The sequence below is a fragment of the Streptomyces sp. CB03238 genome, from assembly GCF_002099185.1.
GTDB lineage: Bacteria > Actinomycetota > Actinomycetes > Streptomycetales > Streptomycetaceae > Streptomyces.
This window is the reverse complement of record NZ_NBCN01000005.1, coordinates 36,217-53,170: the sequence shown is the minus strand read 5'-3', so window position 1 is coordinate 53,170 and position 16,954 is coordinate 36,217. Positions and strand designations below refer to the sequence as shown.

17 protein-coding genes are annotated in these 16,954 nt (G+C 71.6%); all 17 read left to right on the top strand.

Going from position 1 to position 16,954, the window contains the following annotated elements:
* Nucleotides 1-243: 243 nt before the first annotated feature.
* The 17 genes from pgsA (at nt 244) to BKD26_RS09665 (ending at nt 16,919) form a co-directional block, all read left to right on the top strand.
* Complete coding sequence (gene pgsA, locus BKD26_RS09745; RefSeq protein WP_084897452.1) at nt 244-930, top strand: phosphatidylinositol phosphate synthase; 687 nt, start codon at nt 244-246, stop codon at nt 928-930.
* Nucleotides 927-1,841: a phosphatidylinositol mannoside acyltransferase gene (locus tag BKD26_RS09740; protein ID WP_084897451.1), complete on the top strand. Its 915-nt coding sequence runs from the start codon at nt 927-929 to the stop codon at nt 1,839-1,841. The genes pgsA and BKD26_RS09740 overlap by 4 nt, the downstream gene beginning before the upstream one ends.
* Nucleotides 1,838-2,998, top strand: a complete 1,161-nt coding sequence (locus BKD26_RS09735; protein WP_084897450.1) for a glycosyltransferase family 4 protein — start codon at nt 1,838-1,840, stop codon at nt 2,996-2,998. The genes BKD26_RS09740 and BKD26_RS09735 overlap by 4 nt, the downstream gene beginning before the upstream one ends.
* A gap of 405 nt (nt 2,999-3,403) precedes the next feature.
* The gene (locus BKD26_RS09730) at nt 3,404-4,096 is read left to right on the top strand and encodes an N-acyl homoserine lactonase family protein (RefSeq protein WP_084897703.1); all 693 of its coding nucleotides are present in this window, start codon (nt 3,404-3,406) and stop codon (nt 4,094-4,096) included.
* Between the two features lie 11 nt (nt 4,097-4,107).
* Nucleotides 4,108-4,656: a hypothetical protein gene (locus BKD26_RS09725; protein WP_084897449.1), complete on the top strand. Its 549-nt coding sequence runs from the start codon at nt 4,108-4,110 to the stop codon at nt 4,654-4,656.
* A 109-nt stretch (nt 4,657-4,765) separates the two neighbouring features.
* The gene (gene pdxS / locus BKD26_RS09720; RefSeq protein ID WP_073758122.1) at nt 4,766-5,674 is read left to right on the top strand and encodes a pyridoxal 5'-phosphate synthase lyase subunit PdxS; all 909 of its coding nucleotides are present in this window, start codon (nt 4,766-4,768) and stop codon (nt 5,672-5,674) included.
* Nucleotides 5,674-6,264, top strand: a complete 591-nt coding sequence (gene pdxT / locus BKD26_RS09715) for a pyridoxal 5'-phosphate synthase glutaminase subunit PdxT (RefSeq protein ID WP_084897448.1) — start codon at nt 5,674-5,676, stop codon at nt 6,262-6,264. The genes pdxS and pdxT overlap by 1 nt, the downstream gene beginning before the upstream one ends.
* A gap of 62 nt (nt 6,265-6,326) precedes the next feature.
* Nucleotides 6,327-7,079, top strand: coding sequence for a YebC/PmpR family DNA-binding transcriptional regulator (locus tag BKD26_RS09710; RefSeq protein WP_084897447.1), 753 nt, complete (start codon nt 6,327-6,329; stop codon nt 7,077-7,079).
* 110 nt (nt 7,080-7,189) lie between these two features.
* Complete coding sequence (gene ruvC / locus BKD26_RS09705) at nt 7,190-7,723, top strand: crossover junction endodeoxyribonuclease RuvC (RefSeq protein WP_084897446.1); 534 nt, start codon at nt 7,190-7,192, stop codon at nt 7,721-7,723.
* Nucleotides 7,720-8,340: a Holliday junction branch migration protein RuvA gene (ruvA, locus tag BKD26_RS09700; RefSeq protein WP_084897445.1), complete on the top strand. Its 621-nt coding sequence runs from the start codon at nt 7,720-7,722 to the stop codon at nt 8,338-8,340. The genes ruvC and ruvA overlap by 4 nt, the downstream gene beginning before the upstream one ends.
* On the top strand, nt 8,337-8,975 hold the full coding sequence (locus tag BKD26_RS09695; protein WP_084897444.1) for a hypothetical protein: 639 nt from the start codon (nt 8,337-8,339) through the stop codon (nt 8,973-8,975). The genes ruvA and BKD26_RS09695 overlap by 4 nt, the downstream gene beginning before the upstream one ends.
* Nucleotides 8,972-10,060, top strand: coding sequence for a Holliday junction branch migration DNA helicase RuvB (ruvB, locus tag BKD26_RS09690; protein WP_084897443.1), 1,089 nt, complete (start codon nt 8,972-8,974; stop codon nt 10,058-10,060). Before BKD26_RS09695 ends, ruvB begins: the two co-directional genes overlap by 4 nt.
* A gap of 167 nt (nt 10,061-10,227) precedes the next feature.
* Nucleotides 10,228-10,707 (top strand): preprotein translocase subunit YajC, encoded by a 480-nt coding sequence (yajC, locus tag BKD26_RS09685; RefSeq protein WP_084897442.1) that lies wholly within the window; start codon nt 10,228-10,230, stop codon nt 10,705-10,707.
* Nucleotides 10,708-10,847: 140 nt separating this feature from the next.
* A complete protein-coding gene (gene secD, locus BKD26_RS09680) occupies nt 10,848-12,578 on the top strand; it encodes a protein translocase subunit SecD (RefSeq protein ID WP_179166488.1) in 1,731 nt (576 codons plus the stop codon).
* Nucleotide 12,579: 1 nt separating this feature from the next.
* Complete coding sequence (secF, locus tag BKD26_RS09675; RefSeq protein ID WP_084897441.1) at nt 12,580-13,686, top strand: protein translocase subunit SecF; 1,107 nt, start codon at nt 12,580-12,582, stop codon at nt 13,684-13,686.
* Nucleotides 13,683-14,225, top strand: coding sequence for an adenine phosphoribosyltransferase (locus BKD26_RS09670; protein ID WP_084897440.1), 543 nt, complete (start codon nt 13,683-13,685; stop codon nt 14,223-14,225). The genes secF and BKD26_RS09670 overlap by 4 nt, the downstream gene beginning before the upstream one ends.
* Before the next feature lie 210 nt (nt 14,226-14,435).
* A complete protein-coding gene (locus BKD26_RS09665) occupies nt 14,436-16,919 on the top strand; it encodes a bifunctional (p)ppGpp synthetase/guanosine-3',5'-bis(diphosphate) 3'-pyrophosphohydrolase (RefSeq protein WP_084897439.1) in 2,484 nt (827 codons plus the stop codon).
* The last annotated feature ends 35 nt before the right edge of the window (nt 16,920-16,954 follow it).

Genomic DNA, 16,954 nt, shown 5'->3' with positions numbered 1-16,954 from the left:
TCGCGAGTGCGCGGGGTGCGTGCACGGTGGAGGTGGGGGGCGCGGGCGCGGGGGAGCCTCCTTGGGCAGCTCCGGCGGTGCCCGCGGTCGTCTTTCGAGCTTTCCACTCAGGCCAGGTTGCGTCCATACGTCCGACACCGCGACGGGAGCAGGGTGCCCGGCGGTGGGGGTGCCCCTGCCTGGCTACGATGGGCCAGCCGGTGGCCGTAGGGGCCGCGCGGCCCACCGACCCTCGGGAAGGCCATGCTGAACAAGTACGCGCGTGCGTTTTTCACGCGTGTTCTCACACCGTTCGCCGCGTTTCTGCTCCGCCGCGGGGTCAGCCCCGACGCCGTGACGCTCATCGGCACGGCCGGCGTGGTGGCGGGCGCGCTGGTCTTCTTCCCGAGGGGGGAGTTCTTCTGGGGCACGATCGTCATCACGCTGTTCGTGTTCTCCGACCTGGTGGACGGGAACATGGCCCGTCAGGCCGGCATCTCCAGCCGCTGGGGCGCCTTCCTGGACTCGACCCTGGACCGGGTCGCCGACGGGGCCGTCTTCGGTGGCTTCGCGCTGTGGTACGCGGGCCAGGGCGACGACAATGTGCTGTGTGCCGTGTCCATCTTCTGCCTGGCGAGCGGCCAGGTCGTGTCGTACACCAAGGCGCGCGGCGAGTCGATCGGCCTGCCGGTGGCGGTGAACGGGCTCGTCGAGCGCGCGGAGCGGCTCGTCGTCTCGCTGGTGGCGGCGGGGCTGGCCGGGTTGCACGGGTTCGGTGTGCCGGGCATCCAGGTGCTGCTGCCGATCGCGCTGTGGGCGGTGGCCGTGGGCAGTGCGGTGACGCTGGGACAGCGGGTGGTGACGGTACGGCGCGAGTCGGCGGAGGCGGACGCGGCGTCGGGTCCCCCCGAGGTGGGCGGTTCCGGTACCAGGGGGAGTGAGGCGACATGAACGCGGTGGGTGAGCGGCTGACCGACGCGCTGTACGGGCTCGGCTGGACGGCCGTGAAGAAGCTGCCGGAGCCGGTGGCGGCCGGGCTCGGCCGCCGTATCGCGGACACGGCGTGGAAGCGGCGCGGCAAGGGCGTACTGCGCCTGGAGTCCAACCTCGCGCGCGTGCTGCCGGATGCCTCCCCGGAGCGGCTGGCCGAGCTGTCGAGGGCCGGGATGCGCTCGTACATGCGCTACTGGATGGAGTCGTTCCGGCTGCCGACGTGGAGCGCGGAGCGCGTCAAGGCCGCAGTCGACATCAAGGACGTGCACTACCTGACCGAGGGCCTGGCCGCCGGCAAGGGCGTCGTCCTGGCGCTGCCGCACCTGGCCAACTGGGACCTGGCGGGCGTGTGGGTCACCCGGGCGCTGGGCGTGCCGTTCACGACGGTCGCCGAGCGGCTGAAGCCGGAGACGCTGTACGACCGGTTCGTGGCGTACCGGGAGTCGCTGGGCATGGAGGTCCTGCCGCACACCGGTGGCTCGGCGTTCGGGACGCTGGCGCGGCGGCTGCGCGGAGGCGGGCTGGTGTGCCTGGTCGCCGACCGGGACCTGTCGGCGTCGGGCGTCGAGGTGACGTTCTTCGGCGAGACGGCACGGATGCCGGCCGGGCCGGCGATGCTGGCACAGCAGACGGGCGCGCTGCTGCTGCCGGTGACGCTGTGGTACGACGACGCGTCGACGATGACGGGGCGGGTCCATCCGCCCGTCGACGTACCCGAGACAGGTACGCGGGACGAGAAGACGTCCTCCATGACGCAGGCGCTGGCCGATGCCTTCGCCACCGGAATCGCCGAGCACCCGGAGGACTGGCACATGCTGCAGCGGCTGTGGCTGGCGGACCTGGATCCCGAGAAGGGGCCGGCGGCGTGAGGATCGGCATCGTATGCCCGTACTCCTGGGACGTCCCGGGCGGCGTCCAGTTCCACATCCGGGACCTGGCCGAGCACCTGATCCGGCTGGGCCACGAGGTGTCCGTGCTGGCCCCGGCCGACGACGAGACGCCGCTGCCGCCGTACGTCGTCTCGGCGGGGCGTGCCGTCCCTGTGCCGTACAACGGCTCGGTGGCCCGGCTGAACTTCGGGTTCCTGTCGGCGGCGCGGGTGCGGCGCTGGCTGCACGACGGCACGTTCGACGTGATCCACATCCACGAGCCGGCCTCGCCGTCGCTGGGGCTGCTGTCCTGCTGGGCGGCGCAGGGCCCGATCGTGGCCACCTTCCACACGTCCAACCCGCGCTCGCGGGCGATGATCGCCGCGTACCCGATCCTCCAGCCCGCGCTGGAGAAGATCAGCGCGCGGATCGCGGTCAGCGAGTACGCGCGCCGGACCCTGGTCGAGCATCTGGGCGGCGACGCGGTCGTCATCCCCAACGGCGTCGACGTCGACTTCTTCGCCAAGGCCGAGCCGAAGGCGGAGTGGCAGGGCGACACGCTGGGCTTCATCGGCCGGATCGACGAGCCCCGCAAGGGCCTGCCGGTGCTGATGAAGGCCCTCCCCAAGATCCTCGCCGCGTGCCCGGACACCCGGCTGCTGGTCGCGGGCCGGGGCGACGAGGAGGAGGCCGTCGCGTCACTGCCGGCCGACATGCGGCGGCGCGTGGAGTTCCTCGGCATGGTCAGCGACGAGGACAAGGCGCGGCTGCTGCGCAGCGTCGACGTGTACGTGGCGCCCAACACGGGCGGCGAGAGCTTCGGCATCATCCTGGTCGAGGCCATGTCGGCGGGCGCGCCGGTGCTCGCCAGCGACCTGGACGCGTTCGCGCAGGTCCTGGACCAGGGCGCGGCGGGCGAACTGTTCGCCAACGAGGACGCGGACGCCCTCGCCAAGACGGCGATCAGGCTGCTGGGCGACGACGCGCGGCGCGCGGAGCTGCGGGAGCGGGGCAGCGCCCATGTGCGGCGCTTCGACTGGTCGACGGTCGGCGCGGACATCCTGGCGGTGTACGAGACGGTCACGGACGGCGCGGCGTCGGTCGCCACCGACGAGCGCCTCGGACTCCGGGCGCGGTGGGGTCTGGCGCGGGACTGAGGCGGGACGGTGCGAGGGGCAGTCCGGCAGGCCGCAGGCGCGGCGGTGCCGGCTCGGTCGTGGGCGGTCGTTCTCGCCGAGTCCCGCCGCCCCTCCCCGTTGTGGGCAGTCGTTCCGCTGGGGGTCCCCCCAGGACGAAGTCCTAGGGGGAGGAACGGGTGGGCACAACGGAACGGGGCGGTGTCCCTTTCCCGGTTCGCCGGGGGCGGTGCCGGATCGGCGGCTACCCCCGGTGCGTGGGGGGCGTGGCCCCTCCGGGCTCGTCTCTCCCCCAGAGGGGGCACCCCCACGAGGCCGGCGGCCTCGGGTACGTCGGATCGGGAGCGGTTACGGCGCCGCCATCCTCTGCGGGGACGACCCTGCACGGCCCCGCCCCTTGCCGGACGCCGGGTGCGGACCGTCAGCATGGCCCGCATGGATATTCGCCGATTGGACCTGGGCCACTTCGTCCGCCCCGCCGCCGAGGCCGGCACCGAGCACCCGCGCGTGGAGCCGGTGCTCGCGTATCTCGTACGGCACGAGGAGGGGCTGCTGCTCTTCGACACCGGGGTGGGGGAGGGGGATCCGGATGCGGAGGCGCATTACCGGCCGCACCGGAAGAGCCTCGTGGCGGCGCTGGCCGCCGAGGGCGTCGCGCTGGGCGACATCGACCTCGTGGTGAACTGCCACCTCCACTTCGACCACTGCGGCGGCAACCCGCTCCTGGCCGGCCGCCCCGTCCTCGTACAGCGCACGGAACTGGCCACCGCCCGCGCGGGCGACTACACGATCGACGCCCTGGTGGACTTCCCCGGGGCCCGCTACGAGGAGCTGGACGGCGAGGCCGAGGTGTGGCCGGGGATCCACGTCGTACCGACGCCGGGGCACACGGCCGGGCACCAGTCGCTGGTCGTGTCCGGGGACGGCGGCACGGTCGTGCTCGCGGGGCAGGCGTACGACTTCGCGTCGCAGTACGCCTCGGACGAGATGGCCCGCGGCACCGGGTCGGGCGGGCCGTGGCCGCCCTGGCTGGAACGGATCGCCGAGTTCCGGCCGCGACGCGTCCTGTTCGCGCACGACCGGTCGGTGTGGGAAGGGGACCCGCCGGCTCCCCGGTAGCCTTTGCGCCCGTGATCGAAACCCTCATCTGGATCGTCGTCGCCCTGGTCGCCATCGGGCTGTACCTGAGCTGGACCGCCGGGCGGCTCGACCGGCTGCACGCCCGGATCGACGCCGCCCGCGCCGCGCTCGACGCGCAGTTGCTGCGCCGTGCCTCGGTCGCCCAGGAGCTGGCCACCTCGGGCGTGCTCGACCCGGCGGCGTCGATCGTGCTGTACGAGGCCGCGCACGCGGCCCGGCAGGCGGAGGAGGAGCAGCGGGAGGTCGCCGAGAGCGAGCTCAGCCAGGCGCTGCGGGCGGTGTTCGGCGAGCCGGAGCAGGTGGAGGCGGTACGGGAGGCCCCGGGCGGCGAGCAGGCGGCCGGAGAGCTCGCGGCGGCGGTGCGCAGGGTGCCGATGGCCCGCCGGTTCCACAACGACGCCGTACGGGCGGCCAGGGCGCTGCGCAGGCACCGTACGGTGCGCTGGTTCCGGCTGGCGGGGCACGCCCCGTTCCCGCTGGCGTTCGAGATGGACGACGAGCCGCCGACGGCCCTGGCGGACCGGCCGGGCAGCAGCTGACCTCGGGAAAACGAGCCACCAGGTGACTATTGGCCCTTGATGTGGACTGGGTGGCCCGGGTTTCCTCGGTGTAGTTGAAACCGCCCCGTTTCTTGAGTGAGGTCCATCCGTGTCCAGCACCACCACCCCGCAGTCCCCCGAGACCGGCACCGCGCGCGTCAAGCGTGGCATGGCCGAGCAGCTCAAGGGCGGCGTGATCATGGACGTGGTCAACGCCGAGCAGGCCAAGATCGCCGAGGACGCCGGCGCCGTCGCCGTCATGGCTCTCGAGCGGGTCCCGGCCGACATCCGCAAGGACGGCGGCGTGGCCCGGATGTCCGACCCGAACATGATCGAGGAGATCATCGACGCGGTCTCCATCCCGGTCATGGCCAAGTCCCGCATCGGTCACTTCGTCGAGGCCCAGGTCCTGCAGTCCCTCGGTGTCGACTACATCGACGAGTCCGAGGTCCTCACCCCGGCCGACGAGGTCAACCACTCCGACAAGTGGGCCTTCACCACGCCGTTCGTGTGTGGCGCCACCAACCTGGGCGAGGCCCTGCGCCGCATAGCCGAGGGCGCGGCCATGATCCGCTCCAAGGGCGAGGCCGGCACCGGCAACGTCGTCGAGGCCGTCCGCCACCTGCGCCAGATCAAGAACGAGATCGCCAAGCTGCGCGGCTTCGACAACAACGAGCTGTACGCCGCCGCCAAGGAGCTGCGCGCCCCCTACGAGCTCGTCAAGGAGGTCAGCGAGCTCGGCAAGCTGCCGGTCGTGCTGTTCTCCGCCGGTGGCGTGGCCACCCCGGCCGACGCCGCGCTGATGCGCCAGCTCGGCGCCGAGGGCGTCTTCGTCGGCTCCGGCATCTTCAAGTCCGGCGACCCGGCCAAGCGTGCCGCCGCCATCGTGAAGGCCACCACCTTCTACGACGACCCGAAGATCATCGCGGACGCGTCCCGCAACCTGGGCGAGGCCATGGTCGGCATCAACTGCGACACCCTCCCCGAGGCCGAGCGCTACGCGAACCGGGGCTGGTAATGACCACTCCGCTCATCGGTGTCCTGGCTCTCCAGGGCGATGTACGTGAGCACCTGATCGCCCTGGCCGCGGCGGACGCCGTGGCCAGGCCGGTCCGGCGCCCCGAGGAGCTCGCCGAGGTCGACGGCCTGGTCATCCCCGGTGGCGAGTCCACCACCATCTCCAAGCTGGCCGAGCTGTTCGGCCTCATGGACCCGCTGCGCGAGCGCATCAAGGCGGGCATGCCCGTCTACGGCACGTGCGCCGGCATGATCATGCTCGCCGACAAGATCCTCGACCCGCGCTCGGGCCAGGAGACGCTCGGCGGCATCGACATGATCGTCCGCCGCAACGCCTTCGGGCGCCAGAACGAGTCCTTCGAGGCGGCCGTCGAGGTCGCCGGCATCGACGGCGGCCCCGTCGAGGGCGTCTTCATCCGCGCCCCGTGGGTCGAGTCGGTCGGTGCCCAGGCCGAGGTCGTCGCCGAGCACGACGGCCACATCGTCGCCGTACGGCAGGGCAACGCCCTTGCCACGTCGTTCCACCCGGAACTGACGGGCGACCACCGGGTGCACGCCCTGTTCGTCGACATGGTGCGCACGGCGGCCTGACCCGATCCCGGTAGGATCTCTGGGGTTCGTTCAGAAATTGGTTACGCGAAGGAGACAGGCAGATGTCCGGCCACTCTAAATGGGCTACGACGAAGCACAAGAAGGCCGTGATCGATGCCAAGCGCGGCAAGCTCTTCGCGAAGCTGATCAAGAACATCGAGGTCGCGGCCCGCACCGGTGGCGGCGACCCGGACGGTAACCCCACCCTCTACGACGCCATCCAGAAGGCCAAGAAGAGCTCGGTTCCCAACAAGAACATCGACTCCGCGGTCAAGCGCGGTGCCGGCCTGGAGGCCGGTGGCGCCGACTACGAGACGATCATGTACGAGGGTTACGGCCCGAACGGTGTCGCGGTGCTCATCGAGTGCCTCACCGACAACCGCAACCGCGCCGCCTCCGACGTACGCGTCGCCATGACCCGCAACGGCGGCTCCATGGCCGACCCGGGTTCGGTGTCGTACCTGTTCAACCGCAAGGGTGTCGTGATCGTGCCCAAGGGCGAGCTGACCGAGGACGACGTGCTCGGCGCGGTCCTGGACGCGGGCGCCGAGGAGGTCAACGACCTCGGTGAGAACTTCGAGGTCATCAGCGAGGCCACCGACCTGGTCGCGGTCCGCACCGCCCTCCAGGAGGCCGGTATCGACTACGACTCGGCCGACGCCAACTTCGTCCCGACCATGCAGGTCGAGCTGGACGAGGAGGGCGCGCGCAAGATCTTCAAGCTGATCGACGCGCTGGAGGACAGCGACGACGTGCAGAACGTCTTCGCCAACTTCGACGTCTCCGACGACGTCATGGCGAAGGTCGACGCCTGATCCACGCACACGCGACGGGCCGGCAGGGGACACACCCCTTGCCGGCCCGCGGTGTTGTCAGTGCCACCCGATAGCCTGCACAAACTGATGAGCGAAGGAGGGGTGGCGGCGTGCGCGTTCTCGGGGTGGACCCAGGGCTGACCCGGTGCGGGATCGGCGTCGTCGAAGGCGTCGCCGGACGACCGCTGACGATGCTCGGCGTCGGCGTCGTCCGCACCCCCGCGGACGCGGACATCGGCCACCGCCTCGTGGCGATAGAGCGCGGCATCGAGGAATGGCTGGATGCGCACCGTCCCGAACGGGTGGCGGTGGAGCGGGTGTTCAGCCAGCACAATGTGCGTACGGTGATGGGCACCGCCCAGGCCAGCGCCGTCGCCATGCTCTGCGCGTCCCGCCGCGGCATCCCCGTCGCGCTGCACACCCCCAGTGAGGTGAAGGCCGCCGTCACCGGCAGCGGCCGCGCCGACAAGGCCCAGGTGGGCGCCATGGTCACCCGGCTGCTCCGGCTCGACGCCCCTCCCAAGCCCGCCGACGCCGCCGACGCGCTGGCCCTCGCCATCTGCCACATCTGGCGGGCCCCCGCCCAGAACCGCCTCCAGCAGGCGGTCGCCGCACACCACGCAAGGAAAGGCCACCTCGCATGATCGCCTTTGTCTCCGGCCCGGTCACCGCGCTCGCCCCGACCACCGCCGTGATCGAGGTCGGCGGCATCGGCATGGCCGTCCAGTGCACGCCGAACACCCTCTCTGAGCTGAGGGTGGGTCAGGAAGCCAAGCTGGCCACGTCGTTGGTCGTACGGGAGGACTCCCTGACCCTGTACGGCTTCGCCGACGACGACGAGCGGCAGGTCTTCGAGCTGCTCCAGACCGCCAGCGGCGTCGGCCCACGCCTGGCCCAGGCCATGCTCGCCGTGCACAGCCCGGACGCGCTGCGCGTCGCGGTGGCGTCCGGCGACGAGAAGGCGCTGACGGCGGTGCCGGGCATCGGCAAGAAGGGCGCGCAGAAGCTGCTGCTGGAGCTGAAGGACCGGCTCGGCGAACCGGTGGGCGCCGCCCACATCGGCCGCCAGGGCGTCGGTACGGCGGTCACCGCCTCCTGGCGTGACCAGCTGCACGCCGCGCTGATCGGCCTGGGGTACGCCACCCGTGAGGCCGACGAGGCGGTGGCCGCCGTCACCCCCCAGGCGGAGGCGTCGGGCGCCGCTCCCCAGATCGGGCAGCTCCTCAAGGCCGCCCTCCAGACCCTGAACCGCACCCGATGACCCCCAAGTCCGCCACCCCCGCCACCGTCCCGGCCCCCCGCACCGGCTCCGGGAACCCGCCCGTAAGCCACCGCACCGGCGCCCCGGCCGCCAGCAAGGCCCATCCGGCCTGGCCGACCATGCCCGTCCGGGGGAGCGCCGGCCTCGGAGACGGCGCCCCGCCCCCGTCCGCGCGCCCCCGCACCGGCCCGGCGCACCTGGCTGGAGGGCACCGCCCCGGCCAGACCCACCCGGCGGCAGGGCACGGCACCGCCCCGTGCCCCCGCCCCGGCCCGGCCGACCCGGCGGCAGGGCACCGCCCCGGCGTGGCCCACCCGCCCGCAGTGCACGGCACCGCCCCGTGCCCCCGCCCCGCCCCGTGCCCCCGTACGGGCGCGGCCCGCGCGCCCGTACGCTGCCGCACCGGCGGCACCGGCGGCACGGTCGGCGGAGGGGTGGCCGCCCGGCGGGGCCGGTCGGTCCACGCCCGCAGCGGCCCCGCCGCACACGAGCCCGTGCCCGTCCGGGTGGACGCCGCCACCCCGCCCAGTGCCCCGCGCCGGGGGTCCGCCCGCCGGCCGGGTGTGCTGGACCGGCCGGCAGACCACCATCCGCGCGGCTCCGCCGCCATGACCACGCGAGGCAATCCGCAGTGAACCGGTACGACGACACCAGCAGCACGCCGGCCGCCGCCGACGCCGCCGCCGACCGGCTCGTCGGGGCGTCCGCCGACGGTGAGGACCAGGCTGTCGAGGCGGCCCTGCGCCCCAAGTCCCTGGACGAGTTCGTCGGCCAGGAAAGGGTCCGGGAGCAGCTGGACCTGGTGCTCAAGGCCGCCCTGGCCCGTGGCGCCACCGCCGACCACGTCCTGCTGTCCGGCGCCCCGGGCCTCGGCAAGACCACCCTCTCCATGATCATCGCCGCGGAGATGGGCGCCCCCATCCGCATCACCTCCGGCCCCGCCATCCAGCACGCCGGCGACCTCGCCGCGATCCTCTCCTCCCTCCAGGAGGGAGAGGTCCTCTTCCTCGACGAGATCCACCGGATGTCCCGGCCCGCCGAGGAGATGCTCTACATGGCGATGGAGGACTTCCGGGTCGACGTCATCGTCGGAAAGGGACCGGGCGCGACCGCGATTCCCCTGGAGCTGCCGCCCTTCACCCTCGTCGGCGCCACCACCCGCGCCGGCCTCCTGCCGCCTCCGCTGCGCGACCGGTTCGGCTTCACCGCCCACATGGAGTTCTACGCCCCGGCCGAGCTGGAGCGCGTCATCCACCGCTCCGCCCAGCTGCTGGACGTCGAGATCGAGGCCGACGGCGCCGCCGAGATCGCCGGCCGTTCCCGCGGCACACCCCGTATCGCCAACCGCCTGCTGCGCCGCGTCCGCGACTACGCCCAGGTCAAGGCGGACGGCCTGATCACCCGCGACATCGCCGCCACCGCGCTCAAGGTGTACGAGGTGGACGGCCGAGGCCTGGACCGGCTGGACCGGGCGGTACTGGAGGCCCTGCTGAAGCTGTTCGGCGGCGGACCGGTCGGCCTGTCCACCCTCGCCGTGGCCGTGGGGGAGGAGCGCGAGACGGTCGAGGAGGTGGCCGAACCCTTCCTCGTACGGGAGGGCCTGCTGGCCCGCACGCCGCGCGGGCGGGTCGCCACGCCCGCCGCATGGGCGCATCTCGGCCTCGTACCGCCGCAGGCAGGCGGCCCGGGAAGGGGACAACAGGGGCTCTTCGGGGCGTGACGGCGAGGAGACTCGCCGGGCCAGGAACCGCGGTGCCATGCTGGGCGTTGTTCCATTGATGCGGACTCGCCTAGACTCCGCCGATGCCGACCCTTCAGGTCGGCGTACCCACCCCCGAAGATCAGGCCGCGGCACTCCCCGCGACCGTGCGAAGGATTTGTCGTCCCGTGAGTATCGTGACTCTCCTGCCGTTCATCGTCCTCATCGGGGCCATGTTCCTGATGACCCGCTCTGCCAAGAAGAAGCAGCAGCAGGCGGTGGAAATGCGCAACCAGATGCAGCCCGGAACCGGCGTACGGACGATCGGGGGGATGTACGCCACCGTCAAGGAGGTCGGCGAGGACACGGTCCTCCTGGAGGTCGCTCCGGGCGTCCACGCCGTGTACGCCAAGAACGCCGTCGGCGCCGTCCTCGACGACGACGAGTACAACCGCATCGTCCACGGTGACGGTGACCTGAAGACCGACACCCCCGTCGTGCCGGACGACGCCTCCTCGCTCACCGAGGCCGAGACGGACGTCGTGGCCGACGGCGACGCGAAGATCGACCTGGGCAAGAAGGACGCGGCCGACGAGGGCGACACCGCTCCCGAGGCCAAGGACGCCAAGGCCGACGAGAAGAGCGACGGCGACACCGACGCGAAGTAAGGCGTGCAGACGGACCGCGTCGCCGACCGGCGTACGCGGTCCGTTCCGTGCCGACACACGCGGGGGATTCCCCACACCACTTCGTGGCCGCCCCGACGCTCACCCGGCGTAGCGGCGGTTGGACAGGGAGAAACGAGAAGGTGGCAGCACCCAAGAAGGGCCGAGGGCCGGCGACGGGGGGGCAGGGCAAGCCGGGGCGCGCCCTGGCAGTGATCCTGATCGCCATCGGTGCCCTGGTCGGCGGGATGTTCTGGTCCGGCGACACCACCCCGCGCCTGGGCATCGACCTCGCCGGCGGTACGAGCATCACGCTCAGGGCCGAGAACCAGCCCGGCAAGCCGGACTCCATCAACAACACCAACATGCAGACCGCGATCGGCATCATCGAGCGCCGTGTCAATGGTCTGGGTGTCTCGGAGTCCGAGGTCCAGCAGCAGGGCAACCGGCACATCATCGTCAACATCCCCCGGGCGACTGATTCCGAAGCGGCCGAGAACCAGGTCGGCACCACCGCCGAGCTGTACTTCCGCCCCGTCCTGGCTGTCGCCGGCAGCGCTCCGCTGCCCGAGCCCTCCGCCAGCGGCTCGCCGAGCGCCACGCCCAGCGGCAAGGCCTCGACACCGCCCAGCCCCAAGGCGAGCGCCACCACCCAGGGCCGTGCCGTCACGGACTCCCTGAAGAAGGCCCCGACCCCGAAGCCGACCGCGACCGACAAGCCGGCCACCACGCCGGCCCCGCAGCCCTCCGCCTCCGGTACGGCCGCCGTCGCCGCGCTCGAGAAGCAGTTCACCGCCCTGGACTGCACGCCGGACAAGAAGACCAAGCAGGTGCCCAACCCGGCCCGCAACTCCGACCCGGCCAAGCCCACCGTCGCCTGCGGCAGCGAGGGCGACGCCAAGTACATCCTCGGCCCGGCCGAGGTCGCCGGAACGGACGTCGACGAGGCCCAGGGCGTCTTCGACCCGCAGCGCGGCCGGTGGATCGTCCAGCTCGGCTTCACCGACGCGGGCACCAAGAAGTTCGCGGCGACCACGGGCAAGCTGGCGAGCCAGGTCCAGCCGCAGAACCAGTTCGCGATCTCGCTGGACGGGCAGGTCGTCTCCGCTCCGTCCGTCAGCAGCGCCATCGGTGGCGGAAGCGCCGAGATCTCCGGCAGCTTCGACCAGCAGTCGGCGACCGAGCTGGCCAACGTCCTGTCGTACGGCGCGCTGCCGCTCTCGTTCGAGAAGGAGAGCGTCACCACGGTCACCGCCGCGCTCGGCGGCGAGCAGCTGCAGGCCGGTCTGATCGCGGGCGCCATCGGTCTCGCCCTGGTCGTGATCTACCTGGTGGTCTACTACCGGGGCCTGTCGATCATCGCGCTCCTCAGCCTCCTGGTCTCGGCGGCCCTCACCTACGCGCTGATGTCGCTGCTCGGCCCGGCCATCGGCTTCGCGCTGAACCTGCCGGCCGTCTGCGGCGCCATCGTGGCCATCGGTATCACCGCGGACTCGTTCATCGTGTACTTCGAACGGGTCCGGGACGAGATCCGCGAGGGCCGCACGCTGCGTCCCGCCGTGGAACGCGGCTGGCCGCGCGCCCGGCGCACGATCCTGGTGTCCGACTTCGTGTCGTTCCTCGCCGCGGCCGTGCTGTTCATCGTGACCGTCGGCAAGGTGCAGGGCTTCGCTTTCACGCTGGGTCTGACGACCCTCCTGGACGTCGTCGTGGTGTTCTTCTTCACCAAGCCGTTGATGACGCTGATGGCCCGCACCAAGTTCTTCAGCAGTGGACACCCGTGGTCGGGCCTCGACCCCAAGCGGCTCGGAGCCAAGCCCCCGCTGCGCCGCTCGCGGCGCGTCTCCGCCACCACCGAACCGAAGGAGGCGTGAGATGTCACGACTCGGCAGCATGGGCGCTCGCCTGTACCGCGGTGAGGTCGGGTACGACTTCGTCGGCAAGCGGATGCTCTGGTACGGCGTCTCCATCCTGATCACCATCACGGCCATCGCCGGACTGATGGTGCAGGGCCTCAACATGGGCATCGAGTTCAAGGGCGGCGTCGTCGTCACCACGCCCAAGCTCTCGGTGTCCACCGAGGAGGCACGGGGCACCGCCGAGGAGATCTCCGGCCACATCCCGATCGTCCAGGAACTCGGCAGCGGTGGCCTCCGCATCCAGATCAGCGATGTCACCACCGCTGAGTCCGCCAAGATCAAGTCGGAGCTGTCCTCCGAGCTCGGGGTCGCCAAGAACGACCTGAACGTCGATGTCGTCGGCCCCAGCTGGGGCGAGCAGATCGCCAACAAGGCCTGGATGGGCCTCGGCGTCTTCATGGTCCTCGTCGTGGTGTACCTGGCGATCGCCTTCGAGTGGCGCATGGCCGTCGCCGCACTGATCGCCCTGATCCACGACCTCACCATCACCGTCGGCATCTACGCCCTGGTGGGCTTCGAGGTCACCCCGGGCACGGTGATCGGTCTGCTGACCATCCTCGGTTACTCCCTCTACGACACCGTCGTCGTCTTCGACGGTCTTAAGGAGGCGTCGCGGGACATCACCAAGCAGACCCGCTGGACGTACAGCGAGATCGCCAACCGGAGCCTCAACAGCACCCTGGTCCGCTCCATCAACACCACGGTCGTGGCGCTGCTGCCGGTGGCCGGCCTGCTGTTCATCGGTGGCGGTGTCCTCGGCGCGGGCATGCTCAACGACATCTCGCTGTCGCTGTTCGTGGGCCTCGCGGCCGGTGCGTACTCGTCGATCTTCATCGCCACGCCGCTCGTCGCCGACCTCAAGGAACGCGACCCGCAGATGAAGGCGCTGAAGAAGCGCGTCCTGGCCAAGCGCGCCCAGGCCGCCCAGAAGGGCGAGTCCGCGGACGCCGCGGCCCCCGAGGCCGCCGAGCCTCAGGACGACGAGCCGCAGGACGCCGCACCCGCCGGTGCGGTGGTCGGCCAGCGGCGCCAGCCCACGCGCGGGCGGGGCAAGCGCCGATGACCGTCACCACGCAGGAGCTGCTGCTCAGCCGCATCCGGGACGTCGCGGACCACCCCATCCCCGGGGTGACGTTCAAGGACATCACGCCGCTGCTCGCGGACCCGGAGGCGTTCGCCGCCCTGACCGAGGCGCTGGCCGAGATGTGCGTACGGCACGGGGCGACGAAGATCGTCGGCCTGGAGGCGCGCGGGTTCATCCTCGCCGCCCCGGTCGCCGTCACCGCGAAGCTGGGCTTCATCCCCGTCCGCAAGGCGGGCAAGCTGCCCGGCGCGACACTGTCGCAGGCGTACGAGCTGGAGTACGGCACCGCCGAGATCGAGGTGCACGCCGAGGACCTGCTCCCCGGCGACCGCGTCATGGTCATCGACGACGTCCTCGCCACCGGTGGCACCGCCGAGGCCTCGCTGGAGCTGATCCGGCGGGCCGGCGCCGAGGTCGCGGGCGTCGCCGTGCTCATGGAGCTCGGCTTCCTGGGCGGCCGCGCCCGCCTGGAGCCGAACCTGGCCGGCGCTCCGCTGGAGGCGCTGATCACGCTCTGACCAGCGTGCATACGGCACAGGAACGGGTACCCGGAACACCGGGTGCCCGTTTCGCGTTGTCCGGTGTCCGGTGTCCGGTGTCCGGTGTCCGGTTCCGGTGTCCGGCTCCGCGGCGTCACGTGCCCGTCCGGGGGCGAGCGGTCGGCGCGAGGTCAGTACCATGGGATTCCGGGCCTGACCGGGGGACCCGGACCCGCACGAGGAGCGCTCTTGCCAGACGAGGCCCAGCCACTCTCCGCCGCGAAGCCCGACCAGCAGGCCGACAAGGCCGCGGCGCCCACAGCCACGCCCCCCGACAAGGCCGCGCGGAACACATCCGGCCCCACGGCGCCCCAACGCGCACAGGGCGCCGCCCCCGTCTCGGCCCCGAAGCCCACGCCGCCCGCCGTCGCCCGCTCCGGCGGCTCCTCCAACCGCGTGCGCGCCCGCCTCGCGCGCCTCGGCGTGCAGCGCTCGTCGCCGTACAACCCGGTCCTGGAGCCCCTGCTGCGCATAGTCCGCGGCAACGACCCGAAGATCGAGACGTCGACGCTCCGCCAGATCGAGCAGGCCTACCAGGTCGCCGAGCGCTGGCACCGCGGCCAGAAGCGCAAGAGCGGCGACCCGTACATCACGCACCCGCTCGCCGTCACCACCATCCTCGCCGAGCTGGGCATGGACCCGGCGACGCTGATGGCGGGCCTCCTCCACGACACCGTGGAGGACACCGAGTACGGCCTGGAGCAGCTGCGCAAGGACTTCGGTGACCAGGTCGCGCTCCTCGTCGACGGCGTCACCAAGCTCGACAAGGTCAAGTTCGGCGAGGCGGCGCAGGCCGAGACCGTCCGCAAGATGGTCGTCGCCATGGCCAAGGACCCCCGCGTCCTGGTCATCAAGCTCGCCGACCGCCTGCACAACATGCGCACCATGCGCTACCTCAAGCGGGAGAAGCAGGAGAAGAAGGCCCGCGAGACCCTCGAGATCTACGCGCCGCTCGCCCACCGCCTGGGCATGAACACCATCAAGTGGGAGCTGGAGGACCTCGCCTTCGCGATCCTCTACCCCAAGATGTACGACGAGATCGTCCGCCTCGTCGCCGAGCGCGCCCCCAAGCGGGACGAGTACCTCGCCATAGTGACCGACGAGGTCCAGGCCGACCTGCGGGCCGCCCGCATCAAGGCCACCGTCACCGGCCGGCCCAAGCACTACTACAGCGTCTACCAGAAGATGATCGTCCGCGGCCGTGACTTCGCGGAGATCTACGACCTGGTCGGCATCCGTGTCCTCGTCGACACGGTCCGCGACTGCTACGCCGCCCTCGGCACCGTCCACGCGCGATGGAACCCGGTCCCCGGCCGGTTCAAGGACTACATCGCGATGCCGAAGTTCAACATGTACCAGTCGCTCCACACGACGGTCATCGGACCCAACGGCAAGCCCGTCGAGCTGCAGATCCGCACCTTCGACATGCACCGCCGCGCCGAGTACGGCATCGCCGCGCACTGGAAGTACAAGCAGGAGGCCGTCGCCGGCGCCTCCAAGGTGCGCACCGACGTACCGAAGAAGGCCGGCAAGGACGACCACATCAACGACATGGCGTGGCTGCGCCAGCTGCTGGACTGGCAGAAGGAGACCGAGGACCCCAGCGAGTTCCTGGAGTCGCTGCGCTTCGACCTGTCCCGCAACGAGGTCTTCGTCTTCACCCCGAAGGGTGACGTCATAGCGCTGCCCGCGGGCGCCACCCCGGTGGACTTCGCGTACGCCGTCCACACCGAGGTCGGCCACCGCACCATAGGAGCGCGGGTCAACGGGCGGCTCGTACCGCTCGAGTCGACCCTCGACAACGGCGACCTGGTGGAGGTCTTCACCTCCAAGGCCGCAGGCGCGGGCCCGTCCCGCGACTGGCTCGGCTTCGTCAAGTCGCCGCGCGCCCGGAACAAGATCCGCGCCTGGTTCTCCAAGGAGCGCCGCGACGAGGCGATCGAGCAGGGCAAGGACTCCATCGCGCGCGCCATGCGCAAGCAGAACCTGCCGATCCAGCGCATCCTCACCGGCGACTCCCTGGTCACGCTCGCGCACGAGATGCGCTACCCCGACATCTCGTCGCTGTACGCGGCGATCGGCGAGGGCCATGTCGCCGCCCAGGGCGTCGTCCAGAAGCTGGTGCAGGCCCTCGGTGGCGAGGAGGCCGCCAGCGAGGACATCGCCGAGTCGGCCCCGCCGTCGCGCGGCCGCGGCAAGCGCCGCACCAAGGCCGACCCGGGCGTGGTCGTCAAGGGCGTCGAGGACGTCTGGGTCAAGCTCGCCCGCTGCTGTACGCCGGTGCCGGGCGACCCGATCATCGGCTTCGTCACCCGCGGCAGCGGCGTATCGGTTCACCGCGCCGACTGCGTCAACGTCGACTCGCTCTCGCAGCAGCCCGAGCGGATCCTCGACGTCGAATGGGCGCCCACCCAGTCCTCGGTCTTCCTGGTCGCCATCCAGGTCGAGGCCCTGGACCGCTCCCGGCTCCTGTCGGACGTCACCCGCGTCCTGTCCGACCAGCACGTCAACATCCTGTCGGCGGCCGTCCAGACCTCCCGCGACCGGGTGGCCACCTCCCGCTTCACCTTCGAGATGGGCGACCCCAAGCACCTGGGGCACGTCCTGAAGGCGGTACGGGGCGTGGAGGGCGTGTACGACGTGTACCGCGTGACCTCGGCGCGCAGGCCGTAACCGGACGACAGCGAGAAGGGCCTCCCCGCGGGGGG

What these genes read in the sequence shown, in the direction of transcription:
- pgsA (WP_084897452.1), top strand. Translation starts at nt 244, where the DNA reads ATGCTGAACAAGTACGCGCGTGCGTTTTTCACGCGTGTTCTCACACCG.
- BKD26_RS09740 (WP_084897451.1), top strand. Translation starts at nt 927, where the DNA reads ATGAACGCGGTGGGTGAGCGGCTGACCGACGCGCTGTACGGGCTCGGC.
- BKD26_RS09730 (WP_084897703.1), top strand. Translation starts at nt 3,404, where the DNA reads ATGGCCCGCATGGATATTCGCCGATTGGACCTGGGCCACTTCGTCCGC.
- pdxT (WP_084897448.1), top strand. Translation starts at nt 5,674, where the DNA reads ATGACCACTCCGCTCATCGGTGTCCTGGCTCTCCAGGGCGATGTACGT.
- BKD26_RS09710 (WP_084897447.1), top strand. Translation starts at nt 6,327, where the DNA reads ATGTCCGGCCACTCTAAATGGGCTACGACGAAGCACAAGAAGGCCGTG.
- ruvA (WP_084897445.1), top strand. Translation starts at nt 7,720, where the DNA reads ATGATCGCCTTTGTCTCCGGCCCGGTCACCGCGCTCGCCCCGACCACC.
- BKD26_RS09695 (WP_084897444.1), top strand. Translation starts at nt 8,337, where the DNA reads ATGACCCCCAAGTCCGCCACCCCCGCCACCGTCCCGGCCCCCCGCACC.
- secF (WP_084897441.1), top strand. Translation starts at nt 12,580, where the DNA reads ATGTCACGACTCGGCAGCATGGGCGCTCGCCTGTACCGCGGTGAGGTC.
- BKD26_RS09670 (WP_084897440.1), top strand. Translation starts at nt 13,683, where the DNA reads ATGACCGTCACCACGCAGGAGCTGCTGCTCAGCCGCATCCGGGACGTC.